The organism is Exiguobacterium sp. GL_137 (assembly GCF_057834585.1).
Map to the genome: position 1 here is coordinate 2,702,690 of NZ_CM174406.1, position 26,741 is coordinate 2,729,430.

Genomic DNA, 26,741 nt, shown 5'->3' on the forward strand with positions numbered 1-26,741 from the left:
AATACAAAAAAGGTCTCTTCTTAAGAAACAAGAAGAGACCTGGATCCGCACAATGGCAGAATCCACTCGACTCATCTCTCAGACAATTGTCTGATGGAATTGGCACAGTGCTCATAATGAGTCTGTTGCCGAGGTTTCGTAGGGCCAGTCCCTCCACCTCTCTGGATAAGTGTTGCGGTATGAAATTCGTATGTGTGTTGTTGCCGGTTGAACTTATGTCGTAAAACTAATTTTTACACTACAGAAAGATCTTTTAAAGGTCAACCATATTTTCAAAAATAAACCATATGACCCATATCGATTGTTGTCCCGGGACAAACTGGATCGTTGTCTGAATTTTGACGCCTGTTCAAGAGGGTTTGACAATTCATTTCCGCCAATGCTATCATCTTCTCAATGATTAATCCGACAATTCCTATACGATATATCAAGAGTGGACGAGAGACCTGGCTCTAGGACTCCACGGCAACCTGCTGTTATGCAAGGTGCTCCGACCAGCAAAGCGGTTGCTTTGGATGATACACACGAGAAACTCGTTTGCGTCCAAAGCCAAACGGGTTTTTATTTTTGAAATGGAGGACGAGATGATGAGTATGGTTTATCCTGTTATACCGGGTGCGGAAGCCTTTTCCTTAGGACGCGGATCCGTCGGCATTTTGCTCTGTCATGGTTTTAACGCAACGCCGCAAAGCGTTCGGGCTGTAGGAGAACAGTTCGCAGAACAAGGTTTCTCCGTCTATGCGCCTCGCCTGCACGGTCATGGGACCGATGTCCTGGAATTCGAAGCGACGACGGCAGATGACTGGAAACAGAGCTTGCGTGACGGCTTCGAACAGTTAGCCAGACGGTGCGAATCGATCTTCATCGTCGGACAATCGATGGGGGCGACACTTGCCCTGTCACTTGCCGCTGAAGGTCTCCCGATTGCAGGAATCATCACGATCAATGCCGCCTTGTCCGTCCCTGCTTACGAAGCCTTATCCTTCACTGATTGTCCTGTCTATCTGCCGGAAAGCACCCCTGATATCAAGCAGCCCGCTTTTGAAATCATCTATGATCTTGTCCCCGCCGTTTGTGCTTCAGAACTGTTACGACTCATTGATGACACGCGACTACACTTAGCGACGATTCAAATTCCGACACTTATTTTATATTCTTCTGAGGATCACGTCGTCCCGCCGGCCTGTTCCGATTATTTGTACCGGACGATTGGGTCAACAGATAAACGCAGTTATTGTCTGCTCGACTCGTACCATGTCGCGACGCTTGACCATGATCAAAAGACGATTGTCCGTGAGACCTTACAATTCATCGAACAGTTCAGCCGGTTGACACGAACCGGTTGATAAAAAAAAGCGAACGATTCCCGGCCGTGAGGCCAAAGAATCGTTCACTTTTTCAAATCGTCTATTCTCAATTTTGCTGTTGTTTTTTCCATTCCTGTAACGGTTGCGGTTTGCCCGGAACTTGATGACAATGACGGCAACGCGGTTCATAGGATTCAGACGCCCCGACGAGAATGATTGGATCATTGTAGTTTGCCGGCTTCCCGTCAATCAATCGTTGTGTCCGTGACGCCGGATCTCCGCATGACAGACAAATCGCCTGTAATTTCGTCACGAATTCCGCACGTGCCAGTAATTCAGGCATCTTGCCGAATGGCTCGGCCCGAAAATCCTGATCGAGTCCCGCACAAATAACGCGTTTGCCATCTTGAGCCAGTGCTTCGATGACTGCGACAATCTCATCGTCAAAAAATTGAACTTCGTCAATCGCGACGATTTGCGTCTCTTCCGCCACTGCTGCATAGACATCACGGCTCGTCGCCATCGGAATCGCAATGACCGAGTTGCCGATATGCGACACGACATGCTCTTCATGATACCGGTCATCGATTGCCGGCTTGAACACTTGAACCGGTAACTTTCCATACTGTGCCCGTCTGACACGACGGATCAGTTCTTCTGACTTACCGGAAAACATACTTCCGCAAATCACTTCAATCCAACCATATTGATTGATCACATGCATCATCGTAAACACCGTCCTCTAAATTAGTCACTTTAACGAGTATAGCCCGAATCTAAATTGAGAAAAAGGATTGACTTCTAAAAATCAAAAACCCTTGCCAAATTCGCCACTTTCTTCATCTTCTCATTTCAACTGGTATGTATTTCCTGTACACTGAAAGAGAAGTTTCTTTGAAGGAAGGTGACTCCGATTCATCACATATTACATGAAGTCCTCCATCAATATGGAGCGTTCGGACTCGCAATTCTTCTGGCCGGTGGAATCGTCGGTCTTCCGGTTCCAGACGAGACGTTACTCGTCATGTCAGGATTCTGGATGCATCATGGTGATTTGCCGCTCGTCGGGACAATTTTTGCTGCCTATGCCGGCAGTTGTATCGGAATGACAATCAGCTATGTGCTCGGTCTGAAACTTGGAATGCCGTTGCTCCATCGAATGGCTCCGAAGTTACGTATTTCTGAAAAACATATTTTCAAAGCAGAAGCCGGATTTTTACGTTACGGAAAAACGGTTTTAATCATCGGTTATTACATACCCGGTCTCCGGCAACTGTCCGCTTTTTTTGCCGGCGTCTCGAAAATGCCGTTCCGGATCTTCGTTACTTATGCCTATACCGGTGCTTTAATTTGGATCAGTGTCTTTTTAGGAGCAGGTTATTTCCTAGGTCGTCATTTTTCCTTCAGTCTTTTACTCGAACATTTTGCGAACAATCCGGATACACTTCCGTATCTGATTGGTGCTGCCGGTGGAATCGGTCTATCCTTCGTTTTAAAAACGTATTTGGCGTACCGTGCCAAGTTCTGTCTATACAAAAACAGCCTGCTCCAGTAATGGAGACAGGCTGTTTTTTAATACTGAAGTCGCAATTACTTGCGGCCGTATTTTTTGTTGAAGCGATCGACACGACCGTCTGCAGCGTTGAACTTTTGACGACCAGTGTAGAATGGGTGCGAGTCCGAAGACACATCCACACGGATGAGTGGGTACTCGTTTCCATCTTCCCAAGTGATTGTCTCGTTCGAAGAACGTGTAGAACCAGTCAAGAATTTGTACTCAGTAGTTGAGTCCATAAATACAACTTTGTTGTAGTTTGGGTGAATTCCTTGTTTCATGGTTGTTTTCTCTCCTTCCGCCCTGGTTCATTTGCTGAGCCAGAGTAAGTTACCTTCCTATACTAAACGATTTTTTCATGTCCCGCAATACCTATTTTCAAGTCGTTGTGTCGGTTTTCGTCACACGTGGTTTAACAGGTGCGCGCCGTACGGGTTTCTTCTTTTCTTTCTCCAGTTCGACAAAAAATTCTTCGTTATTTTTCGTGTCCCGAATCTTGCGTAAGAAGCTGTCGACGAACTCATTGGACTCGTTCATCGTCCGGCGGATCGTCCACAAGGCATCGAGCTGATCTTGCGGTAACAGCAACTCTTCTTTCCGTGTTCCGGATTTCCGGATATCGATGGCCGGGAAGATCCGGCGCTCGGATAATTTCCGGTCCAGATGCAGTTCCATATTGCCGGTTCCTTTAAACTCTTCATAGATGACATCATCCATCCGTGAACCGGTTTCGACGAGTGCCGTCGCAAGAATCGTCAGACTGCCACCGTGTTCGATATTCCGGGCGGCACCGAAAAAGCGTTTCGGTTTGTGGAAGGCTGCCGGGTCAATCCCTCCGGACAATGTCCGACCGCTTTGCGGAACAGTTAAGTTATAAGCCCGCGTCAACCGTGTAATCGAGTCCATTAAAATAACGACATCTTTTTTATGTTCGACGAGACGCATCGCCCGCTCAAGGACAAGTTCCGAAATCCGGACGTGGTTGTCCGGTGTTTCGTCAAACGTTGAACTGACGACATCCGCTCCGGGGACAGAACGTTCGATGTCCGTCACTTCTTCCGGCCGTTCGTCAATCAACAGAATAATCAATTCAACATCCGGATGATTCACCTGGATCGAATTGGCGATTTCTTTTAATAGAGAAGTCTTACCTGCTTTTGGCGGCGCGACAATCAAACCGCGTTGGCCAAATCCAACCGGGGCAATCATATCCATCACCCGGACCGACAAATGACGCGGTTCTGTCTCAAGACGCATCAGACGATCTGGATAGATCGGTGTCAATGCCGGGAAGAACAGACGATTGCGCGCCGTATCCGGTGCTTCTCCATTGACGGCTTCCACACTTAAAAGACCTTGGAACCGTTCATTTTCTTTTGGCGGCCGGACTTTTCCAGTCACGACGTCTCCGTTACGGAGATTAAAGCGGCGGATTTGTGAGGCGGCGATGTAGATATCTTCAGAGGATTGCGAATAGTTGATAGGACGAAGGAAGCCGAAGCCGCCATCATTTTGCATTTGTGGGTTTCCGGGGATAACTTCGAGTACCCCTTCGAGGAAATAAAGACCGGTGGACTCTGCTTGCGCTTTAAGAATCTTGAACATCAATTCACGCTTACGCGCCTCTCGGTACTGTGGTACGTTTTTTGTTTTTGCAATCTCATATAAATCTTTTAATGTCAGGTTGCTGAGTTGAGCGAGTGTATAGGAACGTTCTGGTTTGTCAGTTTTTTCAGTTGGCATATGCATTCACCTATTCTTCGTATAAATTCAGGAGCAAAGGATGTAATCATCATGGTGCGATGATCATGTTGTATATTCTTCGTGAATTAAAGGTATCACATTTCATCCATTTCGTCGTGATTTAAGAAATGGGAATTTCTTCTTTGTAATATTCGAGTATATTATTGCAGTTATGTTACAAAAACGTCATGTTTTGTAGCGGAACTGAAAAAACGTTTTCATGTCTCCGCATGCTAAGATAATCGTGCAGAGAAAAACTTACACAGTTGTAAGGCAAACTGCTTAAACAAACACTTAATGAGATACATCATATAACTCGGTTTTCAAAACTACTTTAAAATGACATGGAGGATTTCACATATGAAACGTTTTCTAGCATCGGTCGCAACGGCAGCATTAGTGGTTTCAGGATTTGCATCAGTGGGAACAGATAAGGTTGAGGCAGCTTCTACAGTAACGAAAGTTAAAATCACAGACAGCGGATTACGTGTTCGGACGGGTCCTTCTACAAAAGCAAGCATCGTTGGTAAAGTAAACGCAGGCCAAACATTTACATACAAAGGTAAATCAGGCAGCTGGACTAAAATTTCATACGGTGGAAAAACACGTTATGTTTCTACACAGTATACGAAAACATACAAGTCTTCTACTTCAACGGCTAAAAAATCAACAACTTCATCTTCAACACGTACACGCCTTCTAAGCGAAGCAGCTAAACATAAAGGAACTCCTTATGTATGGGGCGGAACGACAACTCGTGGATTTGACTGCTCTGGTTTCACAAGCTACGTCTACAAAAAAGCAGCGGGCAAAACATTGCCACGTACGTCTTCTTCACAATATTCTTCTTCTAGAAAAGTAAGTGTCTCAAACGTTCAACCTGGAGATCTTGTTTTCTTCTCACACGGTAGCGGCATTCAACACGTCGGTATGGCAACAAGCAAAACAAGCATGGTGAACTCAGAAACAGGTGGCGTTAAGTACTCAAGCTTCAAATCAGGTTACTGGGGTTCACGCCTTGTCGGCGCGGGTTCATACCTATAATTGAACAAACCAAGCGGTTGAGCATCGGCTCGATCGCTTTTTTTCTACCCTATTACATAAGGAGGACGGATCATTCAGATTGCTTCGACCTCTTCTTTCCACGGCGGTCCTTTCATGAGCGTCTACTATGCAACAAAAGCGTACGTCCTCAATTTTTCAGAAGCTTTAGCTGATGAGCTTGCCTGTTACAATATTCAAGTGACAGCTGTTTGTCCGGGCGCCACGTATACAGATTTCGCTAAAACAGCCGATCTTGCGACATCCGGATTGTTTAAACGACCGGGTATCATGAATGCCAATACAGTTGCAAAGCTTTCCTTCACCGGGTACATGAAAGGAAAAACGCTTGTCATCCCCGGTCGCAGTAATGCAGTGTATGTCTTTATGACACGCTTTTTCACACGTCGTAAACTCGTCCAGATGACACACCAATTGCAAGCTCCGACACACAGTCTTTAATACAGTTTTATAATTTCCATGCGATTGGACTTTTATAAATTTGATATCAGAGCCTGACTCATCAGTCACTCCAAAATCAATTCTCATGACGAACGTTTCCTACATCCTCGCTTTCCACGGGCGGGAGACAAGCCGCGGCAGCTCGAATTAATATGCAATCTGCCGGGTCTTCCCTATCCCTGACGGAAGCACTAATCGCGCTTCCTTTTCTCGTAGGAGTCGAGAATGTATGTCTCCGTTCTACAGGAATCAAATAGCCGATGATCCCTTTTCATGGGACCATCGGCTGTTTCTATGCTCATTTACGACAGTTTGGTGAGTAATTGAGATACCTCATACAAATGCTCTTATTTCTTGTACAAAAAGAAAAAAGAAGCAGATTTCCGGATTAAATACCGAAAATCTACCTCCCTCCATTCATTTTTTGAATCATGACTCGTATACAGCATCAAACTGCATTCCCTTTTCGAAAAGAATTACGTTCTTCACTCGACTCCGACGGGAAAAAGCGCGGTGTTCCGCGCTGTCAGAGACAAACAAGACCCTACTACTTGTCCATTTGGACAAAGTAGGCGCGGCTTGTGTCTCGCCCGAGGAAAGCGGGTGAAGAAAACGTAGATTCTTTTGGATAAGCCTGTCATCCCAATTACTTAATAACGAGCTTCGGTTTTTTCTTGAACGAGTGAATTCCTTCAACGAAACGAACTGTTCCCGACTTCGCACGCATGACGACCGAGTGCGTTTGACCGCCTTGTGCCGTGAACTGAACACCTTTCATCAACTCGCTGTCCGTGACACCGGTTGCTGCGAAGATGCAGTCATCTCCCGTGACAAGGTCATCCATCATGAGGATTTTCGACGGATCTTCAATCCCCATCTTCTTGCATCGTGCGACTTCCGCTTCATCTGCAGGTAAGAGCCGGCCTTGAAGTTCTCCGCCGAGACATTTTAATGCAACGGCTGCCAGAACACCTTCCGGCGCCCCGCCTGAACCGAGCAGAATATCAATCCCTGTGTGCGGGAAAGCCGTATTGATGGCTGCTGCGACATCTCCGTCCCCAATCAGACGAATCCGTGCCCCTGTTGCCCGAATCCGTTGAATGATTTCTTCATGACGTTCCCGGTCAAGAATCGAGACGACGACGTCTTCGATTTCTTTATTTTTCGCTTTTGCGACGGCCGCGATGTTTTCTTCAATCGTCGCATCCAGGCTGACGTGTCCTGCTGCTTCCGGTCCGACAGCAATCTTATCCATGTACATATCCGGTGCATGTAATAAGTCTCCCGCATCGGCGACCGCAAGAACTGCGAGTGCGCCCCATGTTCCTTTAGCGACGATGTTCGTGCCTTCGAGCGGATCGACGGCGACGTCAAGACGTGGTCCGTATCCATTTCCGAGTTTCTCACCGATATAAAGCATCGGTGCCTCATCCATTTCCCCTTCGCCGATGACGACCGTTCCTTTCATCGGGATCGTATCAAATACATCACGCATGGCGCTTGTTGCTGCGTCATCTGCCTCGTTTTTCAAGCCCTTCCCCATCCAGCGTGCCGAAGCCAGTGCTGCTGCCTCCGTTACGCGTACGAGTTCCATTGATAAACTTCTCTCCATGTGTATAATCCCCTCTCCCTAACTGAAAACCTTAAACCGTTTCGCGCCAAACAAGAGCTCCGAGTCCTTTTAACTTCTCGACGAACTGTTCATAGCTTTGATCAAGTACTTCTGCATGGTGTAATGACGTTTCACCGGAAGCAAGCATTCCACTTAACACGAGGGCCGCTGCACCGCGCGGATCATGAGCTTCAATTTCCGTACCACGTAACGCTTCACCACCACGGATGATGATCGAAGCGTCTTCGTGTGTAATTCGTGCATTCAACCGCCGCATCTCCTGGACATGCCGGAAACGTTGAGGATACAGCTTATCGACGACGACACTCGCGCCTTTCGGTTTCAACAGGACAGCCGAGATGATCGGTTGAAGATCGCTCGGAAAGCCGCCGTAGTGAAAAACACGAATATCGATCGGTTTCGCCATATCGATGGATGCTGTGACCGAATCATCCGCCAACTCGATGTTGGCCCCGAACCGTTCCAGCTTTTGAATGATGCTTTCAAGATGTAACGGAATGACATTATCCACCGTCACACGGCCGAGGACTGCTCCCATTGCCAGGAACGTACCTGCTTCCATCCGGTCCGGAATCAAGGTATGGCGGCATCCTTGAAGCGTCTTGACGCCTTTGATTCGAATCTCATCGGTCCCTGCACCTTTGACACTCGCACCCATATTCGTCAACATCGTACTGACGTCGATGACTTCCGGATCACACGCTGCATTTTCAATGACCGTCGTTCCTTCCGCCATGACTGCTACCAGTAAAGCACTGATTGTCGCACCGAATGAAGGAAGGTCCAAATAAATCCGGTTTCCCTTCAACTCTTCGACATGCATGTAGTAAACCCCTTGTTCATTTCGCATCGCGACACCAAGTCGTTCCAGTGCCTTGATGTGTAAATCAATCGGCCGAGGACCGATGGCATAACCACCGGGCAGACCGACGACCCCCTGTTTGAATCGCGCCGCGAGGACACTCATCAGATAAATCGATCCACGTAATTTTCGTGTATCTGTCCCTGTGAGCGGCATCGGTTCGACATGACTCGGGTCAATCGTCACCATATCGCCTTGACGTGTTACGACGGCTCCAAGGATCTCAATGATCTGGATCATCGTCGCAACGTCGCCAATGTCCGGTACCCCCTCAAGAATGACCTGTTGATCGGTCAGTAATGCTGCCGCGAGACACGGAATCGCACTCTGTTTCGATCCACTGATCATGACGGTTCCTTCAAGACGTTGTTGTCCTACGATATGCAAAATGTCCACATTCCATCAACCTTTCTCTACAATCTGTTATTGCTGCGCTTTTTCCCAGTCAGCAAGGAAACGTTCGATTCCCTGTGTCGTTAACGGGTGTTGCGTCAGTGACTCAATGACATTGAGCGGAATCGTCGCGATGTCAGCTCCAGCGAGTGCCGCATTCGTGACGTGCACCGGATTACGGACAGAAGCCGCGATGATTTGTGTCGGAATATCATGAATGACGAAGATTTGAGCAATCGTCTCGACCAGTCCCATTCCATCTTGACCGATATCATCCAGACGACCGAGGAACGGTGATACATATGTCGCACCGGCACGTGCCGCGAGTAAGGCCTGGTTCGGGTTGAAGATCAATGTGACGTTCGTCGTGATGTTTTCTTTTGAAAGAGCTGCGACGGCTTCCAGTCCTGCCGGTGTCATCGGAACCTTTACCGTAATGTTCGGTGCAATCTGAGCAAGTTCCTTCCCTTCCCGAATCATTCCTTCTGCATCAAGCGCAATGACTTCGGCACTGACGGAGACGTCTCCGACGATTTCACAAATTTCGCGCAGTCGTGTATGGAAATCGACGCCTTCTTTCGCGACGAGTGACGGGTTTGTGGTGACCCCGTCCAAAATCCCCATTTTATGTGCTTTTTTAATATCCTCTACGTTTGCTGTGTCGATAAAAAATCTCATCTCTCTCTTTCCCCTTTCATTCCTTAAAATATCCCTTGAAATCGCTTACTCTTCTATTATAAATTTTTTCGCCGAGAAGTCCTAACGTTTTCCAAAACAATCTGCTGATTTAGATGAAAAAAAGCACGATAGACGAGTGTCTATCGTGCTTTAGGCATGGAAAATTAAGCTTTGTTGCTTGAACCGAACTCACGCATCTTACCGATGACTGTTTGTTTGATTGCTTCGCGACCTGGTGCGATGAATACGCGTGGGTCATATGCTTCTGGTTTCTCAGCCAAGACTTCACGAACCACTTTCGCGAACGAAATTTGGTTTTCCGTGTTGACGTTGATTTTCGAAGTACCAAGCGAAATTGCTTTTTCGATATCGTGTGTCGGGATTCCTGTTCCACCGTGAAGAACGAGTGGAAGGTCTGTTGCGTTACGGATTTCTTCCATTTCAGCGAAACCAAGGTTTGGTTCACCTTTGTATGGTCCGTGAACAGAACCGAGCGCAGGAGCAAGCGTGTCAATTCCAGTTTCTTTGACGATACGAACGCAGTCGTCAAGTTTCGCGTACATGACATCACCGATGACGTCGTCTTCTTGTCCGCCAACTGTACCAACTTCCGCTTCGACTGAAACACCCTTCGAATGCGCATACTCAACAACAGCTTTTGTTGTTTCGATGTTTGTGTCGATCGGGCTATGTGAATCGTCGATCATTACAGATGTAAATCCAGCGTCGATCGCTTCTTTACATTTTTCAACGCTCGAACCGTGGTCGAGGTGGATTGCAACAGGAACTGTTACTTTCATGTCGTGAACGAGACCTTCTACCATTTTAACAACTGTGTAGAATCCGCCCATGTGACGTGCTGCACCTTCAGATACTCCAAGAATAACCGGCGACTGCTCTTCTTGAGCCGCACCGAGTACTGCTTGAGTCCACTCGAGGTTGTTGATGTTGAATTGACCTACTGCGTACTTACCTTCGAGAGCTTTGTTTAACATGTCTGTCATAGATACTAATGGCATAATGACATCCTCCTCTGTTTTGATCGCTACTTTCACGTAAACGTGCATTTTCAGACTGATTATAACACACTGATTCACCGGAACGTACAGCATTTCACTCCGAATTTAGGATTGTGACGACGACGTGAAGGATTAACCGCTTACATCGTTCGAAATTTGCACAGTCACTTCTTTTTTTAATTCAAAGATGTCAAACGGCTTTCCGAAGAAGGCGACGACACCGAGTCGTTTCGCTTCTTCCATCGCTTCTGTTTCGTCCAAAGCAGTCATCAGAATCGTCCGGATCCGTCGTCCGACCTCGTCCTGATGGCGCAATACTTCAAGACCGGTTCGGCCCGGCATATTGACATCCATCAATAATAAGTCGTATTCCGTTTCTTTCAGCCGTTCGATCGTCTCAAGACCATCGACAGCGACATCGGTCGTATATCCTTGCGCCCGAAACAATTGTGCCAGTAAATTCCGAATCCCCGGTTCATCTTCCGCGATGAGTAATCTTCCTTTCATCTCCCACACTCCTCCTCTAGTTATTTCCATTCTACATGAAAGCAAAACTTGCTATATACTGTGTGTGTGAGAAATTTAGAAAGGATGTTAGAAATGCTGAAAATTTTAGCGACACAATTCAATGGGAAACTACAAACGCTTACAAAACAGGAAGACGAATTGTTCGATGTCGTCCGGCTGCTTGCCCAGGCACTCGTCGGTCAAGGAAAAGTCTATCTCGATGCCTACGGCGAGTTTGAAGGACTGTATCCAATGTTGTCAGACGGTCCGGACCAGATGAAACGTGTCTCGAAAATTAAGGATCATAAAACCCTCCATGCGGTCGACCGCGTGTTGATTTTTACACCGGATACGGAACGTTCCGATCTGCTCGCGTCGCTTGCCCGCTATGATGCCTGGCACACGCCGTATTCGATCATCACGCTCGGCGACGTGACCGAAACACTCGAACGTTCGATTGCTCCGCTTGCCTTGAAATTCGATAAAGGGCTGCTTCCGGCTGAGGACGGTTCCCGTCACGGATTGCCGAGTCTCGCGCTTGGTGCCTTCTTGTTAACGCACATTTTGACGCAATTACAGGAGATGACGGAAGAGTGGGAATGAGGCTTTTCTTCTATAGTAATAAACTAAACAACCCTGTCTCCAATTTGGAAACAGGGTTGTTTAGCCGTTCGCTAAATTTCTTACTCACCAAGTGATGCTTGGATGAAGTCATGGAATAAGGCTTGCGGACGCTCCGGACGCGAAATCAATTCCGGGTGGAACTGACATGCGACGAACCATTTGTGTTCTGGAATCTCGATGATTTCAACGAGACGACCATCCGGGCTTGTACCGGAGAAGATCATACCGTTTGCTTCGAACTGTTCACGGAATTCGTTACCGAACTCGTAACGGTGACGGTGACGCTCGTACACGAGTTCGCTTGAATACGCGGCACGTGCTTTTGAACCGTCTTCGAGCTTACATGGATACAGACCAAGACGAAGTGTTCCTCCGAGATCCTCGATGTCTTTTTGCTCCGGAAGCAAGTCGATGATCGGATACGGTGTCGCCGGATCGATTTCTGCCGAGTGGGCACCTTTTAAGTTCAAGACGTTGCGCGCGAACTCAACTGTCGCCAGTTGCATACCGAGACAAATTCCGAAGAACGGTACATTGTTTTCACGGGCAAAACGTGTTGCTTCGATTTTCCCTTCGATTCCACGCTCTCCGAATCCGCCCGGAACAAGGATTCCGTTTGCTGAGCCAAGCAGTTCCTGAACGTTGTCACGTGTGACATCTTCTGCATTGATCCAGTCGATTTCGATGTCGCTGTTAAAAGCAAAACCAGCATGCTTCAAAGCTTCTGCAACCGAAATGTACGCATCACGCAATTCAACGTACTTCCCGACAAGTGCGATTTTCGTTTTCTTCTCGAGGTGTGTCACGGTGTGAACGAGTTGCTTCCATGCTGTCATATCAGCAACCGGTGTATCGAACTTGAAGTAGTCACAGACGAGCTGGTCCATGCCTTGACGTTGTAAGTTAAGCGGTACTTCATACAGTGTCGATGCATCCTTCGCTTCGATGACGGCTTCCGGACGTGTATCACAGAAGAGGGCAATTTTATCTTTCATTTCTTGCGGTACATCATGCTCGGCACGAAGCACGATGATATCCGGCTGAATGCCGTAGCTGCGGAGTTCTTTGACACTGTGTTGTGTCGGTTTTGTCTTCAGCTCGCCAGCAGCTGCAAGATACGGAACGAGCGTACAGTGAACGTACATGACGTTCTCTTTTCCGATATCGTTTTTCACCTGACGAATGGCTTCGATGAACGGAAGCGATTCGATATCCCCTACTGTTCCGCCAATCTCTGTGATGACGACATCTGCGCCTGTTTCTTTCCCGGCACGGAAGACACGATCTTTGATTTCATTCGTGATGTGCGGAATGACCTGAACCGTTCCACCGTTGTAATCACCGCGACGTTCTTTTTTAAGAACGGTCGAGTAAATCCGGCCGGATGTCACGTTCGCATTCTGGCTGAGATTGATGTCGATGAACCGTTCGTAGTGACCAAGGTCAAGATCGGTTTCAGCGCCATCATCCGTGACGAATACTTCCCCGTGCTGGTACGGGCTCATTGTCCCCGGGTCGATGTTGATGTACGGGTCGAATTTTTGGATCGTGACGTTGAGGCCACGGTTTTTCAAGAGACGGGCGAGTGATGCTGCCGTGATCCCTTTACCGAGTGAAGATACTACCCCACCGGTTACGAAAATATACTTTGTCATGATTAAATTGCTCCCTTCTCGAGTCCAGAAATCTGTCAGAGGTCGTTAAAAAATAAAAAAGCAAAAGTGCCCCCATTCACAGGAGACACTTTTGCTGAAATTAAGCACGTTGCTTAAAGAAGCCCATGACTAACTTACGTCATTCCGAAAACTTCGTCAAGCAGATTTTTTAAAGAAAAAAATCACACACACTTGTGTCAGCCGTCAACGAAAAAACTACCATTTTCATGTTCAAAAATGGCAGGTTGCGGTTGTTAAACTTCTTCGTCATCTTCCTCGAAATCTTCGAGGTCTTCTTCATCCAAATCGTCTTCAAGGTCATCAATGACCGCAACTTTTTTGAATGTGTCTTCTTCGCTGTCGTCTGCTGCATCGTAATCAGCAGTTTTCGCGAATGTATCGAGATCATCTTCAATCGTCTCGAACTCATCTTCTTCCGCATCATAGTTGAACTCTTCTTCGAACTCATCGAGTTCACCACGTTGACGGGCTTCGATAACCAAATCCTCATCCGATTTATCGAACGGGTACCATGCACGAAGCGACCAACGGTTAGCTCCGACGTTAACGAAGTTCCCATCGATGTTCATGTCCGTATAGAGTTGGGCAAGTTTCTCGAACTTATCCTCTTCATTTTTAAACGTATGGAATTTTTCGATTTCTTTAATGATGTCATCGAAAGTAATAGGCTGTTCGCCCGCTTCTTGCAGCATTTCATTGACGAAGTTAATCAGTGAAAGATCAGTAATTTCTTCTTTACTTAAACGGCTGAGGCTCATTGTGACGGCCACTTCCTTTCATTTGCGTTCAATCCATTACTTCTCATTATACGCAAAAGGGCTTTTAAAAATCCAGTCCCTCGCAAAAAAAGATTCATCAAAAAAGAAAATCGGGTTTTTGACAGCGTCGAAAAAGGAATAATCCAAAAGAAAAGAAGGAGGAATCACGGATGGACATGACAATCGAACGGGTTAATGATTTCGATGGATATAACTGGCTTCCGTTGCTCGCTAAAAGTTCCCAGGAAGGATTCCAACTGGTCGAGCGGATGTTACGGAACCGCCGGGAGGAATCGTTTCAAAAAGACGGGGAAGCGATGTTCGTCGTCCTTTCGACGAACAATCAAGTCCTCGCCTGCGGGGGATATATGAAGCAATCCGGTCAATCCGGAACGGGTCGGATCCGCCACGTCTATGTATTGCCGGAAGCCCGGTCGCACGGCATCGGGACTGCCTTACTGGAAAAAATCATGTCTGAAGCATTTTTGACGTATGATCGGTTAGTCCTCTACAGCGAACAGGCCGATCCCTTTTATCAAGGGCTCGGATTTCAACTCGTTTCCGGCGAAAAAATCACGCACACCATTGATAAAACATCCTTCGCCAACTCAAACCGATGAATTGACATATCGAGAAGTATCGATTAGATTGATGGCATGACACAACAAGTAGATCTGTTTAAAGCGTTGTCGAACGAAGTCCGTCTCGACATCTTACGCTGGCTCAAGGATCCAGAGACTCATTTCAACAAACCGGCTGCTCACTTGTCAACGAATCTCGCTGAAAAAGGAGGCGTCTGTGTTGGTGATATCCAGGAGAAGGCGAACTTGTCCCAATCCACGGTATCCCAGTACTTGGCGATGTTACAAAAAGTCGGATTGCTCGAATCCGAACGGCACGGCAAGTGGACGTATTACCGTCGAAATGAAGAAAAGATCAAAGAGCTGGCAGAGTATCTAAAAGGAGAACTCTAAAGGGTTTTCCTTTGTTCATGTATCGACAATTCCCGATATATAGATTTAAAAAAGAAAGAAGGAACGGATTTTGAAATTCATTTATTACCTGTTGGCTCTCCTCGCCGGAATCGCGCTCAGTATCGAAGGTGCCATCTACGGGGAACTTGGCAACAGCATCGGAAAACTCGAAAGCAGTTTTTATAATTTCTTTGCCGGTACAATCATCATCGGCATCATCACGCTCTTTTTCGGAAAAGGTTCGCTCGGTTATACATTCAAGGCACCCAAATGGACGTTGCTGGGCGGATTACTCGGGAGCATCTATTTAACGATCCTGATCATCAGCATCCCGCTTGTCGGTGTCGGACTCGCCATGATCAGTGTCATCATCGGTCAGATGATTGCCAGCATGGTCATTGAACATAAAGGCTGGCTCGGCAGTCCCCGCGTCGCCATCAACAAAGACAAATTAATCGCATCCGGCCTGATGGTCATTGCGCTATTTTTGATTTTCTAAAGGAGGAAACTTGATGAATATCGCATTACTCGGGATGACACTGCTTGGAGGAATTCTCCTCAGTGCCCAGTCTTCAATCAACGGTGCCTTCGGTCAAAAAGCCGGCGCACTGGAAAGTACATTTTTAACTTTTTTCACAGGGATGCTCCTGCTTGCACTCGCCGTCCTCTTTTTCGGACAAGGAGATGTCCTGTTGATTCTTGACGCCCCCCGCTGGCAGCTCAGTGCCGTCTGGTTTGGTGTCAGCTATCTGTTCCTGACCATTCTCGCTGTTCCGAAAATCGGGGTCACGGCAGCGAGCATCGCAACCGTCATCGGACAGTTATCGGCCGGAATGGTGCTGGATCACTTCGGGACATTCGGTGGCGTCGAAGTGGCGTTTGACCTTAAACGTTTTTCCGGTCTTCTGTTCATGTTGGCCGCCTTGTTCTTTATCTATCGCGGGAACAAGCGACGTGTCGAGGCACCCGCTTCCGACTCGATGGCTTCTTGAGACCATACAAAACCGGGAGTGTCTTCAACTCGAAGGCACTCCCGGTTTTTCGTCTACTTACTTTTTTAAAAAGGCTAATGCATCAACCGCCAGCTGATGGTCGGCTTCCTGTGACAAACCCGATACGGTAATCGTTCCGATGACACCGACTCCTGTGACGCGGATCGGGAATGACCCGCCGGCATCCACATAGTCCGCCGGATCGACGGCATACATCGTATGATACGCACGCTGTTTCGCTTCATTATACAACCGCATGTAGAGTGAGCTGTGTCCGTGCCGGAGGACGACGTTCGATTTTCGCCGGATCCATTCTTCCTGATCGGGTGCCGTCCCGTCCAGTGCTGCATAAAACAACCGTTGTCCGTTCCGTTTCAGCTCGACAGCGACGCTGAGTTGCTCCCGCAAAGCCCGGTCGATGACGTACTGTCCGGCATGCAGTGCATCTTGATTCGTAAACTGACGTAATGTCAGTGTCTCTTCTTGCGCCAACAATTCGGTCAGTTTCATTGATCCCATTCCTTCCGGAAGATTTTGCGTCCCGTCTCACTGCTCAAGCGAACAGCCTCGATGAGTTGCATCGTCTTGAGGGCATCCGTCAAATCAACCGGTACGTCACCCGTCTTCAGCCCTGCAGCAAGCGCTTTGTAAAAACCAAGGTAGTTGCCCGAAAGTGTCGCCAACCGCTCGGCCGGATGATCGGCAATCTTCAGATATCCAAAGTCGGCGGTTTCCTCTTGACCGATTGAGGCATCGACGGCTTGTCCTGACGCAAGGCGCGCTTCCTGCGGATCCATGCCGTATTTAATATAACTTCCGCGTGTGGCGTGCAACTCAAATCGCGGGGGTGATCCTTGGATAAAGGAATTGGACCGCAAGATGACCCGGCGTTTCCCGTAAAATAACGTGATGTGGAATCCGTCATCCGTCTCCGCCCCGTCACGCTGGAATAAGACATCTCCGACCACAGCATCCGGTTCACCGAATAAAGCAAGCGCCTGATCAATCAGGTGGGAACCGAGATCAAACAAAATACCCGAACCCGGTCCCGGCTTTTCCCGCCAACGATCCCGGACGACCGGACGATACCGGTCAAACCGTGATTCGAACAATTGCCAATCCCCGATCTCATTCATCTCGATCAATTGTTCCACCGTCAGAAAATCGCCGTCGTACCGCCGGTTTTGATAGACGGCGACATGGACGCCGTGACGCGTCGCGAGACGTTGCAGTTCTATCGCTTCTTCCATCGTCACGACCGCCGGTTTTTCGAGCAGGACATGTTTTTTAGCTTCGATGGCTTGTTTCGCCATCTCAAAATGTAAAGCTGTCGGAGTCGTGATGATGACAAGTTCCGTCTGTTCATCTTGTAATGCTTCTTCGAGTGTCCCGATTACCTTTGCTTCCGGGAACACGGTTGCCACTTTATCCTTTTGGCTTGATACGACTTGCCGGATCGTATATTCGGGTAACGCTTGAATCAAGGGAGCATGAAACGTTACGGCTGAAAATCCGAATCCGACCAGTGTCGTTTGAATCGTCGTCATGTTTGTTCCTCCTCTGCTATTTCCAGTAAGACATCGGCTTCGTGCAACCAGGCCTGCCACTGTTCAGGCGGTCGTTCATCCGTAATCAGGACATCGATGTGGTCAAGATCACAGACCTTGTGCAGAAATCGTTTCTCGAACTTCGTATGATCCGCCAGTACAATAATTTCCGCACCACTCCGGATCATCGCCTTTTTCACGATTGCTTCTTCCAGGTTTTCAGCGAATATCCCTTGTTCCGTCAGCCCACATGCACCAAGAAACACACGATCGACCTGATAGTTCAAAATATCATCCGCCGTTTTAATACCGACGAGACTGCGTGCATGCCGGTCCAACTTCCCTCCGGCCACATACAAATCGATTTCCGGACGGGCTTCGAGTTGTTCGACGATCGCCAGTGCATTCGTAATGATTTGGAGTGGTTCTGCCGGCAGATGAACCGTCATCCGGGCAACGGTCGATGCCGCATCAAGAATGATTTTTTGCTGCGGTTGAATATACTGAACAGCACGTTTGGCAATCCGATTTTTTTCCGGCTGTTCGGTCCGCCGGTCGTACTGAACCGTCGTATTCGTCCCGACACGGATCAAACCGTTTTTGACCCGGATGATTTTTCCTTCCCGCTCCAGTTGAATCAAATCACGCCGGGCCGTATCACGCGAAATGCGGTACGCCTCCATCAACTGATCGAGTGAAATTTCAGGTGCCGTCTTGATCCATTCCCGCATTTGTTGAAGTCGATCCTGTTGCGCCATGTTGCCTGTCCTCCCGTTCTTTTTCTTTATTTTAAGTTTTTTGATTAAAATATGCAATTTTAACGTAAAATAACTTCAGTGAATTCGGGTAAAGAACGGTATAACCAGGAATTCAAGAGGAGGAATGACACATGCGTACGATTTTCATCACCGGTGCCTCGTCCGGAATCGGCTTCGCGACGGCGACACGTTTTGCTGAAGAAGGATGGACAGTGTATGCCGGTACACGTGAACTGACACCAGCACTGGAACAAGCCGCCTTACCGCATCTGCATTTTCTTGAAGTCGATGTAACTGATCTCGCGAGTCTAAAACAGGCCGTTTCCGTCATCGAGCAGGAAGTTGGTCACTTGAATGCTTTATTTTGTAATGCCGGTCAGGGATTGTTACGGGCGCTTGGACAAGCGACGAGTTATGAAATCAATCAATTGTTCGATATCAACGTGTTTGGGGTCATGCGGACGATTGAATGTTGTCTGCCGCTCCTGAAGGCCGCTCCGAACGGCAGTCATCTATTAGCCACCTCGAGCATCAGCGGACTGGTCGGCCAGCCGATGAACGAAATCTATTGTGCCAGCAAGTTTGCACTCGAAGGTTTGTTCGAAAGCCTCGCCACTTACTACAAACCGTTTTTCTCGATCGACGTCACATTAATCGAACCGGCTGCCGTCGAGACGAACTTCACGGCAAACGTCCTCGATCGTTTGGAGCAGACAGGTGGTCTTCATGACGATGATTTCAAACCGATCGTCGAAAGTTATTTACGGACGTACCGCGTCCGACACGCCGAGCGCCAGTCGCCGGAAACGATTGCCGAGTTGATTTTTGAACTCGTCCAAGCCGATGAAAAGCCGTTGCGTGTTCGGACGGCACCGGAAGATGAAGCGTTTGTTGCCCATAAAACCGGAAACGATCCGTCCGGTCTTATCGGGACGATCAAAACCCGGCAGCTGACGCTAAATTTAGACTGATTCCCCTTTTCTTCAAAATAAATCAGATTCGTCCTTTTCTTCTTTTTATGAACGGACCGGGCAAGCGATTCTCAAACAAGACAGTATCATGGTCGTCGTCGTTGACCTGGATGGTTGCAAAGGCATCAATGATACGTACGGCCATCAAATCGGCGATGCCTTTTTGATTCACTTAACCCGGTTGCTCGAACAGACCGTTGAACCACTCGGTTTCGCTGCCCGCGTCGGCGGCGATGAATTCTTTTTGCTACTGCAGAATCAAACACCGGACCATGGCATCAGTTTGGATACACTGATTCATCATGCCGATCAGGCCATGTATCATATCAAATACAATGGTAAAAACGGATACCGGATTCATGATACACTCTATTCGGTCCAGCGACCGTCCGAAGGAGGCACACGATGATTTCGATGCTTGCGATTTTTTCACGGTTATTCAAAGGATTACGCCATGCTTTCCAGTTATCATATTTCCGTGGTCTATTGATCCTTTGTCTGTTGACATTGCTGTCCGGAACGATTTTTTACAGCACTCAGGAAAATTTAACCGTCATCGATGCGCTGTATTTTTGTATCACGACGCTTAGCACGGTCGGGCATCCGACGTTTGCTCCTGTCACGACACTCGGGAAAGTCTTTACGATGGCTTATATTACAATCGGATGTGGTTTATTCCTTACGTTGATTGCCACACTCGCCTATGTCTTAATCAAGGAACAGGAAGACTGAAAGGAGATGTCGGGATGCGGCAAGCAGCCATTCAAAATAACTTCGATTGGTGTCGCCTGATTTGTGAACTGAACGGATGTACCGTCACGGAAACACTCGACAGTTGGAAAGCGACAGGTAACGTCCCGCCGCTCTATCCGGAAATGATGGTCCGGGCGCATCAACAGCAGCTCGATCTGACTGGCGTCATGAGTATCAAGGACTGTACCGCCAGCTATGATTTTTCACTTGCGGGACTGACACATCTGTTCACAGCGGAATGGATCGTCCGTCCGCCGATTCTCGACCGGCGCGCACTTCCGGCAGACTGGACCGTCGTGACGACTTCCGAGGACGCGGCACGTTTCTTCGCCCTCATCGAAACGCATGACTTGCCGGATACGTTATTCGAACGAACAGATGTCCGGCTCTTCTTTTCTGATGCCCAACAGGCCGGTTTCATTGCCTATTCCAACGGTCAAACGACCGGACTGTCGCATCTGACATCCGACTATCTCGATGAACGGCTGTGGGATGACATCATTCGCCTCAGTTCCGCTCACTTTCCGGGACAACACCTCGTCGGCTATGAGTATGGCGACCAATTGATTACGGCACTTGAAGCCGGGTTTGATGATATCGGTCCACTCGCCGTCTGGATGCGTTGAACATGTTCTTTTACTCACGTCCTATTTTTAGGATGTTATGCTATAGGGAAAAGAAAGGAGGTGAAGGCTAACCACATATTCCATATGTCCGTTAGCTGATATACCTATGAAAAGAACTACTTTTTTCACATTGAATACACTGGGAACCAAACGCGGCGGTCTCGTCAAAGCCGTCATCAAGCGGGCGAATACGATTGCGGCTGCCGAACCGGACCGCTCAGTCCACCTCCTGACGATTGGATTGCAGACACAAATCGACAGCATCCGAGAAGAGATGATACAGCTTGACCTTCTAAATCCGAATGTCCAGGTCACGAACCTGATCCATACATTAGGACAGCAGAAGGCAAACGAAAAGCAGACGAAAACTCGTCTCTTGAAACAACTGAACCGGCAATTCGTCGTCTTTGATGACGCCAGCCGGACAGAAAACGACTCCTATCGTGTTTTCGACAACGGAGTGTACGTTCAGTATCTTCGTTTTGATGCGATGGATCGCCTTCTTTTCATTGATTACTTCTCAGAGACACGTCATCGTCTGAAACGGGAAGAATATTTGGAAAACGGACAACTGTTCCAAATCATTCATTATTCCACGACGACGAACAAACCTGTCTCACGCCAGTTTCTTCACGGTAACGGTACCTGTTATTTAACGCTTTGGCACAAGATGAATTCCGTGGACTGGAGTCATCTGTTCTATTTCGGAAAAAACGAACAGCTCCAATTCAATGACCCTGCTGCTTTTTATACCTTTGCGCTCAATCGTTTGTTGGGGCAATATCCGGCCGTCATGCTGTCGTCCGAATTCCGGGACCGTCTGCCGAACTTACCGAAACAGAATTTAGATGCCGTCGTGCTTAACGTCAATCATCCAAACATCCGAAAAGTTGCGTTTGGACACAGTAACCACTTTGTCTCACCTTTTGATGAAACCGCCACAGTCAGTGGTGTCTGGAATACTTTGTTCAAACGGATTGATGAGTGGAGTGCTGTCATTACAGCGACATCCCGACAGGCCGACCATATGAAACAGCAGTTTGGTCACGCGTCCCTGTTCCATTCCATCCCTCATGCGTTTACGAACACAGCCTCGGGCGAACTTGTTGATCCCGTCAATCCGAATCGGTTTGTCGTCGTATCACGGATTCAAGTCAAAAAAGATGTCGCAGAAAGCGTTCGGGCGATGCGCCGGATCGTCGATCACAATCCAAACGCTTTCCTTGATTTTTATGGGTTTGGTTATAACGACCAACTCGAAAAAGATCTTTTGGCATTGATCAAGGAATTGGCTTTGACCGATCACATCCATTTCAAAGGATTCGTCACCGATATGCGGGAAGCGTATGCCGGTGCCGTCGCAACGCTCTTCACCTCACAATCAGAAGGGTTTGGGATGGCAATTCTTGAGAGCATGAGCTATGGTATTCCGGTCATTGCTTACGATATTTGTTACGGTCCGGCGGAAATCATCGAGGACCGGGTGACGGGACGTCTCATTCCTAAACGAGATACGGCCAAGTTCGCCGAAGCCGCAATCGACTTGATGACACATCCCGATGCCCGACAACTGATGGGATCACGTGCCGCTAAAGCACTTGAACCGTTCTCGGATCAACACTATGAAACGCGTTGGGTGAACTTGTTAGAGACACTTGATGCCCAGACCGACTGATTTCCAGTCGATAAAAAAAGTATCGTTCTGCCGAATCTGTTGAGATCCGGCGAAACGATACTTTTTTTGTGTTACATCAAACGGCTGATAAAGGCTGTCGCAATCCCGAAATAGACGAGCAACGACAGGATATCGTTCAGCGTCGTGATGAGCGGACCGGATGCAATCGCCGGGTCGATGTTCAGACGATGCAAAATCAACGGGATGATCGTTCCGGCCAATGTCCCGAAAATCAACGTGATAATCAGTGAACTGCCGACGACGAGACCAAGAATCGGATCCCCTTGCCAGACATAGGCGATGATGGCAATCAAGATTCCACATGTCACACCAATGATCAGACCGACACGTAACTCCCGGAGAATCAGCCGGGTGACAACTTTTTTGTCGACTTCACGCGTAATCAAACCACGAACGACGACAGCGAGCGACTGCGTCCCGGTATTTCCGGTCATCCCGGCAATCATCGGCATGAAGAATGCCAACGCGACGACTTTTGACAAGGTTTCCTCAAACTGGCTGATGATTGATCCGGAAACCAGTCCAATGAATAATAACAAAATCAACCACGGCAGACGCCGGGTCGCGGCCACCCAGGGCTTCGTATCAAAATCAATCGATTTACCGGACGCGGATAACTTCTCGATGTCTTCGTTGGCTTCTTCCCGTAAGACGTCGAGGGCATCATCGACCGTAATCAATCCGACGAGGACGTCCCCTTCGACGACCGGCAACGAAACTAAGTCGTAGCGTTCAAACATTTTCGCGACATCTTCCTGATCGGTCTCGGACGAGACGCTGATCACTTTTCGGTCCATGACGTCCGCAATCCGCTCGTCGTTACTCGCGAGAATCAAATCACGGTACGAGATGACGCCGACGAGCTGACTCAGCTGATTGACGACATAGACGTAATTGATTGTCTCCGAGTATTCGATATAGTCCCGCATCTTCTCGATCGTCTCGCCAATCGTCGACTCCTCCGTTACCCAGATGAACCGGTTCGTCATCAGGCGGCCTGCTGTCTCTGCCGGGTACGTCAATAAATTGCGGACGACAAGTGCCTCATCCTGACGCATGCCGGACAACAATCGGTCGACTTCTTCTTTTGGTAATTCTTCCAGTATGTCCGCCAAATCATCATTTTCCATCAAGTCCATCACATGACCGGCATGCTCGACATCAAGGCGTCGTAACACCTCGAGTTGCTGTTCAAGTTCAAGTTCCTCGATGACGTCTGCCAAACGCTCATGATCGAGATAACGGAGGAGCCGTTCTTGCTCCGTCGCACCGAGCTCACCATACCAGTTCGCTAAATCGTATGGATAGACTTCTTCAATCACTTGCTGCGCATCTTCACGCCGCTCTTTTACCAATGCCTCAAGTAACAGCAACTTCCATTGTTGTTCCTCTGACTGACTCATCCTCTCACCCCCGCGTTTTTCTCCTCTTCCATCTTAGCACGATGTTTTCAAAAGCACTTCTACGAAAGCAGTTGACATTTATTTCGTCTCACCTTAAAATTTGCCTAAAGGAAACATTATTAGTTCGTAGAACAATAGATGCGATAAGGCAATCTCTTTTTTTAGACTTTTTCTTTCCCTAAGGAAACATTTGTTTTCACACTAAAATTCAAGCAGTTGAAAGGAGTGTCTTCACATGTACGCAATAGAAGTAGAACAATTAAACGTTTCGTATTTCGAAAACATCGCCTTAGAAAAAGTGTCGGTTCGCTTCACGCCGGGTCAACTCATTGGAATCATCGGTCCGAACGGTGCCGGGAAATCAACCTTCATCAAAGCAATCATGGGCTTGATTCCGGCAGAAGCAACTACGATCCGTTTGCTTGGTCAATCGATGAAAGAGGCTCGGACGCAGGTCGCTTATGTCCCGCAACGCAGTGCGATCGATTGGGATTTTCCGATCCGCGTCATCGATGCCGTTCTGATCGGCTGTTTTCCACAACTTGGTCTATTCAAGCGTCCGACGAAGCACCATCGGATGCATGCCCGCTCCTGCCTCGAACGGGTCGGGATGCTCGATTACGCTGACCGTCAAATCGGGGAACTGTCCGGCGGTCAACAACAACGTGTCTTTTTGGCCCGTGCCTTAGCGCAGGAAGCCCACCTGTTATTGCTCGACGAACCGTTCGTCGGCGTTGATGCCGGCAGTGAAGGAGTCATCATCGACTTGTTACGCACGTTGCGTGAGGAAGGAAAGACAATCATCGTAGTCCACCACGACTTAAGTAAGGCGGCCGATTACTTTGATACACTGTTACTCCTCAATCGACGGGTCATTTCAGTAGGTCCGCCAACCGATGTCCTGCAGCCGCATATCATCGAAGGCGCATACGGCAATCCGCTTGCCTTCCTTCAGAAAGTGGAGGTTTCGTCATGAATGTCCTTGATTTCATTCAAGCTTTGACCGAATATGATTTTCTCCAGAAAGCACTTGTGACGTCCGTTATGGTCGGCATCATCTGTGGTGTCATCGGCTGCTTCATCATTTTACGCGGGATGTCGCTGATGGGGGACGCGATCTCCCATGCTGTCCTGCCGGGTGTCGCCATCTCGTACCTGCTTGGGATTAACTTCTTCATCGGCGCCGTCGCGACCGGTCTTCTGACCGCACTCGGGATCGGTTTCGTCAGTCAAAACAGCCGGATTAAAAATGACACGGCCATCGGCATTTTATTTACGTCAGCCTTTGCGCTCGGGATCATCCTGATTTCTTTTTTACGCAGCAGCAGCGACCTGTACCATATTCTGTTCGGAAACGTCCTTGCCGTCCGTCCAAGCGATATGTGGATGACGCTCGCCATCGGTCTGATTGTCCTTGGGGCAATTTTTCTATTCTACAAAGAATTGCTTGTCACCTCATTTGATCCGACGATGGCAGCAGCATATGGTCTGTCGACCCGATTAATTCATTACCTGCTGATGACGATGTTGACGCTCGTCACGGTCGCATCGCTTCAGACAGTCGGTATCATTCTCGTCGTCGCGATGTTGATTACACCGGCGGCGACCGCCTATCTGTTAACGAACCGGTTGTCGCGGATGATTTTTCTGTCTGCCGGTCTCGGGACGATTTCTTCCGTCGTCGGTCTATACTTCAGCTTCACCTATAACCTGTCGTCCGGAGCCTCGATCGTCTTGGTCGCGACCGCCTTGTTTGCGCTGGTCTTCATCTTCTCACCGCGCCACGGATTGCTCCGGAAATGGAAATTACCGAAAAAGGAGCTCACGCCATGACCTTCAAACGATTCATCCCCTTAGCCGGTCTCGCCGTTTTGCTGGCCGGCTGTTCTACCGATTCTGCCGACGACGGCAAAATACAAGTCGTTACGACCTATTCGATTTTAGAAGACATGACCCGGGTCGTCGGCGGTGAACACGTCGACGTCCACAGCATGGTCAAGATCGGCAAAAATCCGCACGAATACGAGCCGTTGCCAACCGATGTCCGGAAGATGGCGGATGCCGATGTCGTCTTTTACAACGGTCTGAATCTCGAAGCCGGCGGATCCTGGTTCAATAAACTCCGCTCGAGTACGAATAAGGACGAGAAGGATGCTCCGGTCTATGCTTTAAGTAAAGGGGTCGAACCAAAGTATTTGACGGCAGCCGGAAAGGAACAGGAAACCGACCCGCATGCCTGGCTCGATCTCAGCAATGGCATCCAATACGTTGAAAATGTCAAAGACGCATTGATTAAAGAAGACCCGGCGAACAAAGCGGATTATGAGAAAAATGCGTCGGATTATGTTAAAGAACTGCAAACACTCGACATGAAAGCAAAAGAACGCTTTACTGCGATACCGGATGCCGAACGTCATCTGATTACGAGTGAAGGCGCCTTTAAATATTTCAGCTCTGCCTATGATTTTAAAGCGGATTATATTTGGGAAATCAATTCCGATAACCAAGGGACGCCCGACCAAGTCCGGCGGATTGTTGATTTAATCAAACAACAGGACATTCCGGTGCTGTTCGTCGAAACGAGTGTCGACCGGCGCAGCATGGAGACGGTCTCCCGTGAAACCGGCATTCCGATCGGCGGAACCCTCTACACCGATTCCCTCGGGGCAAAAGGAACAGACGCCTCAACATACTTGACGATGATGGAAACGAACTTCGAGACAATCGAACAACAGTTAACGCGATAAGAACTGTCATCGAATT

Annotated in this window: 30 protein-coding genes, 1 pseudogene and 2 riboswitches; of the genes and pseudogenes, 17 read left to right on the forward strand and 14 right to left on the reverse strand. The window is 48.3% G+C overall.

The genetic code is table 11. The annotated features are described in order from the left end of the window. Positions 1-68 precede the first annotated feature (68 nt). Positions 69-172, reverse strand: a riboswitch (SAM riboswitch). Between the two features lie 249 nt (positions 173-421). Next, a riboswitch (SAM riboswitch) is annotated at positions 422-525 on the forward strand. 62 nt (positions 526-587) lie between these two features. Further along, positions 588-1,346 (forward strand): alpha/beta hydrolase, encoded by a 759-nt coding sequence (locus AC3IRK_RS14005; protein ID WP_489170126.1) that lies wholly within the window; start codon positions 588-590, stop codon positions 1,344-1,346. Between the two features lie 67 nt (positions 1,347-1,413). Here AC3IRK_RS14005 and AC3IRK_RS14010 read toward each other — a convergent pair whose 3' ends face one another. Further along, positions 1,414-2,034: a thymidine kinase gene (locus AC3IRK_RS14010; RefSeq protein ID WP_131502427.1), complete on the reverse strand. Its 621-nt coding sequence runs from the start codon at positions 2,032-2,034 to the stop codon at positions 1,414-1,416. A 177-nt stretch (positions 2,035-2,211) separates the two neighbouring features. Between AC3IRK_RS14010 and AC3IRK_RS14015 the strand changes: the two genes are divergently transcribed. Next, a complete protein-coding gene (locus tag AC3IRK_RS14015; RefSeq protein ID WP_131502428.1) occupies positions 2,212-2,862 on the forward strand; it encodes a DedA family protein in 651 nt (216 codons plus the stop codon). 35 nt (positions 2,863-2,897) lie between these two features. Here AC3IRK_RS14015 and AC3IRK_RS14020 read toward each other — a convergent pair whose 3' ends face one another. Next, the gene (locus tag AC3IRK_RS14020) at positions 2,898-3,143 is read right to left on the reverse strand and encodes a type B 50S ribosomal protein L31 (protein ID WP_012371588.1); all 246 of its coding nucleotides are present in this window, start codon (positions 3,141-3,143) and stop codon (positions 2,898-2,900) included. 97 nt (positions 3,144-3,240) lie between these two features. Beyond that, positions 3,241-4,605, reverse strand: a complete 1,365-nt coding sequence (gene rho / locus AC3IRK_RS14025; protein ID WP_131502429.1) for a transcription termination factor Rho — start codon at positions 4,603-4,605, stop codon at positions 3,241-3,243. A gap of 360 nt (positions 4,606-4,965) precedes the next feature. On the opposite strand from rho, the gene AC3IRK_RS14030 reads away from it, so the two are divergent. Further along, positions 4,966-5,649, forward strand: a complete 684-nt coding sequence (locus AC3IRK_RS14030) for a C40 family peptidase (protein WP_131502430.1) — start codon at positions 4,966-4,968, stop codon at positions 5,647-5,649. 72 nt (positions 5,650-5,721) lie between these two features. Further along, positions 5,722-6,108 (forward strand): SDR family NAD(P)-dependent oxidoreductase, encoded by a 387-nt coding sequence (locus AC3IRK_RS14035; RefSeq protein WP_489170733.1) that lies wholly within the window; start codon positions 5,722-5,724, stop codon positions 6,106-6,108. 646 nt (positions 6,109-6,754) lie between these two features. On the opposite strand, the gene glpX is transcribed toward AC3IRK_RS14035, so the two are convergent. The 5 genes from glpX to AC3IRK_RS14060 form a co-directional block, all read right to left on the reverse strand. Continuing rightward, positions 6,755-7,720 carry a class II fructose-bisphosphatase gene (glpX, locus tag AC3IRK_RS14040; RefSeq protein WP_114597299.1) on the reverse strand — a complete coding sequence of 322 codons (966 nt, stop codon included), beginning with the start codon at positions 7,718-7,720 and terminating at the stop codon, positions 6,755-6,757. Positions 7,721-7,751: 31 nt separating this feature from the next. Next, complete coding sequence (murA, locus tag AC3IRK_RS14045) at positions 7,752-8,999, reverse strand: UDP-N-acetylglucosamine 1-carboxyvinyltransferase (RefSeq protein WP_489170127.1); 1,248 nt, start codon at positions 8,997-8,999, stop codon at positions 7,752-7,754. 27 nt (positions 9,000-9,026) lie between these two features. After that, positions 9,027-9,674 carry a fructose-6-phosphate aldolase gene (gene fsa / locus AC3IRK_RS14050; protein ID WP_012371594.1) on the reverse strand — a complete coding sequence of 216 codons (648 nt, stop codon included), beginning with the start codon at positions 9,672-9,674 and terminating at the stop codon, positions 9,027-9,029. 164 nt (positions 9,675-9,838) lie between these two features. After that, the gene (fba, locus tag AC3IRK_RS14055; protein WP_026827307.1) at positions 9,839-10,693 is read right to left on the reverse strand and encodes a class II fructose-1,6-bisphosphate aldolase; all 855 of its coding nucleotides are present in this window, start codon (positions 10,691-10,693) and stop codon (positions 9,839-9,841) included. Between the two features lie 132 nt (positions 10,694-10,825). Next, positions 10,826-11,200, reverse strand: a complete 375-nt coding sequence (locus AC3IRK_RS14060) for a response regulator (protein ID WP_026827306.1) — start codon at positions 11,198-11,200, stop codon at positions 10,826-10,828. Positions 11,201-11,293: 93 nt separating this feature from the next. Between AC3IRK_RS14060 and AC3IRK_RS14065 the strand changes: the two genes are divergently transcribed. Continuing rightward, positions 11,294-11,803, forward strand: a complete 510-nt coding sequence (locus tag AC3IRK_RS14065) for a DUF2529 family protein (RefSeq protein ID WP_131502433.1) — start codon at positions 11,294-11,296, stop codon at positions 11,801-11,803. 80 nt (positions 11,804-11,883) lie between these two features. On the opposite strand, the gene pyrG is transcribed toward AC3IRK_RS14065, so the two are convergent. Together pyrG and rpoE are read right to left on the reverse strand one after the other, a co-directional pair. Continuing rightward, positions 11,884-13,479, reverse strand: a complete 1,596-nt coding sequence (gene pyrG / locus AC3IRK_RS14070; RefSeq protein WP_131502434.1) for a CTP synthase — start codon at positions 13,477-13,479, stop codon at positions 11,884-11,886. Between the two features lie 254 nt (positions 13,480-13,733). Further along, positions 13,734-14,258, reverse strand: a complete 525-nt coding sequence (gene rpoE, locus AC3IRK_RS14075) for a DNA-directed RNA polymerase subunit delta (RefSeq protein ID WP_131502435.1) — start codon at positions 14,256-14,258, stop codon at positions 13,734-13,736. 170 nt (positions 14,259-14,428) lie between these two features. Here rpoE and AC3IRK_RS14080 point away from each other — a divergent pair, with 170 nt between their 5' ends. The 4 genes from AC3IRK_RS14080 to AC3IRK_RS14095 all read left to right on the forward strand — a co-directional run bounded on the left by AC3IRK_RS14080 (position 14,429) and on the right by AC3IRK_RS14095 (position 16,224). Next, positions 14,429-14,878, forward strand: coding sequence for a GNAT family N-acetyltransferase (locus tag AC3IRK_RS14080; protein WP_131972051.1), 450 nt, complete (start codon positions 14,429-14,431; stop codon positions 14,876-14,878). A 36-nt stretch (positions 14,879-14,914) separates the two neighbouring features. Next, on the forward strand, positions 14,915-15,232 hold the full coding sequence (locus AC3IRK_RS14085; protein ID WP_114597294.1) for an ArsR/SmtB family transcription factor: 318 nt from the start codon (positions 14,915-14,917) through the stop codon (positions 15,230-15,232). A 70-nt stretch (positions 15,233-15,302) separates the two neighbouring features. Then, on the forward strand, positions 15,303-15,731 hold the full coding sequence (locus AC3IRK_RS14090; protein WP_188004808.1) for a DMT family transporter: 429 nt from the start codon (positions 15,303-15,305) through the stop codon (positions 15,729-15,731). A gap of 13 nt (positions 15,732-15,744) precedes the next feature. Then, on the forward strand, positions 15,745-16,224 hold the full coding sequence (locus AC3IRK_RS14095; protein WP_188004809.1) for a DMT family transporter: 480 nt from the start codon (positions 15,745-15,747) through the stop codon (positions 16,222-16,224). Between the two features lie 57 nt (positions 16,225-16,281). Here the strand turns inward: AC3IRK_RS14095 and AC3IRK_RS14100 are convergent, their stop codons facing one another. Genes AC3IRK_RS14100 through AC3IRK_RS14110 form a run of 3 tightly spaced genes read right to left on the reverse strand, consistent with a single transcriptional unit; the run spans position 16,282 to position 18,529 of the window. After that, positions 16,282-16,734 (reverse strand): heme-degrading domain-containing protein, encoded by a 453-nt coding sequence (locus tag AC3IRK_RS14100; protein ID WP_188004810.1) that lies wholly within the window; start codon positions 16,732-16,734, stop codon positions 16,282-16,284. Continuing rightward, entirely contained in the window at positions 16,731-17,771 is a 1,041-nt protein-coding gene (locus AC3IRK_RS14105) for a Gfo/Idh/MocA family oxidoreductase (protein WP_489170128.1), read from the reverse strand. Before AC3IRK_RS14105 ends, AC3IRK_RS14100 begins: the two co-directional genes overlap by 4 nt. Next, positions 17,768-18,529: a DeoR/GlpR family DNA-binding transcription regulator gene (locus AC3IRK_RS14110; protein WP_214855847.1), complete on the reverse strand. Its 762-nt coding sequence runs from the start codon at positions 18,527-18,529 to the stop codon at positions 17,768-17,770. Before AC3IRK_RS14110 ends, AC3IRK_RS14105 begins: the two co-directional genes overlap by 4 nt. Positions 18,530-18,660: 131 nt before the next feature. On the opposite strand from AC3IRK_RS14110, the gene AC3IRK_RS14115 reads away from it, so the two are divergent. The 5 genes and pseudogenes from AC3IRK_RS14115 (at position 18,661) to AC3IRK_RS14135 (ending at position 22,554) form a co-directional block, all read left to right on the forward strand. Beyond that, positions 18,661-19,500, forward strand: a complete 840-nt coding sequence (locus AC3IRK_RS14115) for an SDR family NAD(P)-dependent oxidoreductase (protein WP_131502442.1) — start codon at positions 18,661-18,663, stop codon at positions 19,498-19,500. 55 nt (positions 19,501-19,555) lie between these two features. Further along, positions 19,556-19,909 (forward strand): annotated as a pseudogene (locus tag AC3IRK_RS14120) (GGDEF domain-containing protein); the annotation flags it as partial. After that, positions 19,906-20,232 carry a potassium channel family protein gene (locus AC3IRK_RS14125; protein WP_071500571.1) on the forward strand — a complete coding sequence of 109 codons (327 nt, stop codon included), beginning with the start codon at positions 19,906-19,908 and terminating at the stop codon, positions 20,230-20,232. The pseudogene AC3IRK_RS14120 and the gene AC3IRK_RS14125, both read left to right, overlap by 4 nt. A 14-nt stretch (positions 20,233-20,246) precedes the next feature. After that, positions 20,247-20,879, forward strand: a complete 633-nt coding sequence (locus tag AC3IRK_RS14130; RefSeq protein ID WP_131502443.1) for a hypothetical protein — start codon at positions 20,247-20,249, stop codon at positions 20,877-20,879. 106 nt (positions 20,880-20,985) lie between these two features. Continuing rightward, positions 20,986-22,554 carry a glycosyltransferase gene (locus AC3IRK_RS14135; protein ID WP_131972039.1) on the forward strand — a complete coding sequence of 523 codons (1,569 nt, stop codon included), beginning with the start codon at positions 20,986-20,988 and terminating at the stop codon, positions 22,552-22,554. A gap of 71 nt (positions 22,555-22,625) precedes the next feature. On the opposite strand, the gene mgtE is transcribed toward AC3IRK_RS14135, so the two are convergent. Next, complete coding sequence (gene mgtE, locus AC3IRK_RS14140) at positions 22,626-23,978, reverse strand: magnesium transporter (protein ID WP_131502445.1); 1,353 nt, start codon at positions 23,976-23,978, stop codon at positions 22,626-22,628. A 235-nt stretch (positions 23,979-24,213) separates the two neighbouring features. Between mgtE and AC3IRK_RS14145 the strand changes: the two genes are divergently transcribed. The 3 genes from AC3IRK_RS14145 to AC3IRK_RS14155 are packed head-to-tail and all read left to right on the forward strand — an operon-like array spanning position 24,214 to position 26,725. After that, entirely contained in the window at positions 24,214-24,954 is a 741-nt protein-coding gene (locus AC3IRK_RS14145; RefSeq protein ID WP_131502446.1) for a metal ABC transporter ATP-binding protein, read from the forward strand. Continuing rightward, positions 24,951-25,811: a metal ABC transporter permease gene (locus AC3IRK_RS14150; RefSeq protein ID WP_131502447.1), complete on the forward strand. Its 861-nt coding sequence runs from the start codon at positions 24,951-24,953 to the stop codon at positions 25,809-25,811. The genes AC3IRK_RS14145 and AC3IRK_RS14150 overlap by 4 nt, the downstream gene beginning before the upstream one ends. Next, entirely contained in the window at positions 25,808-26,725 is a 918-nt protein-coding gene (locus AC3IRK_RS14155) for a metal ABC transporter solute-binding protein, Zn/Mn family (protein WP_131502448.1), read from the forward strand. The genes AC3IRK_RS14150 and AC3IRK_RS14155 overlap by 4 nt, the downstream gene beginning before the upstream one ends. Positions 26,726-26,741: the final 16 nt, after the last annotated feature.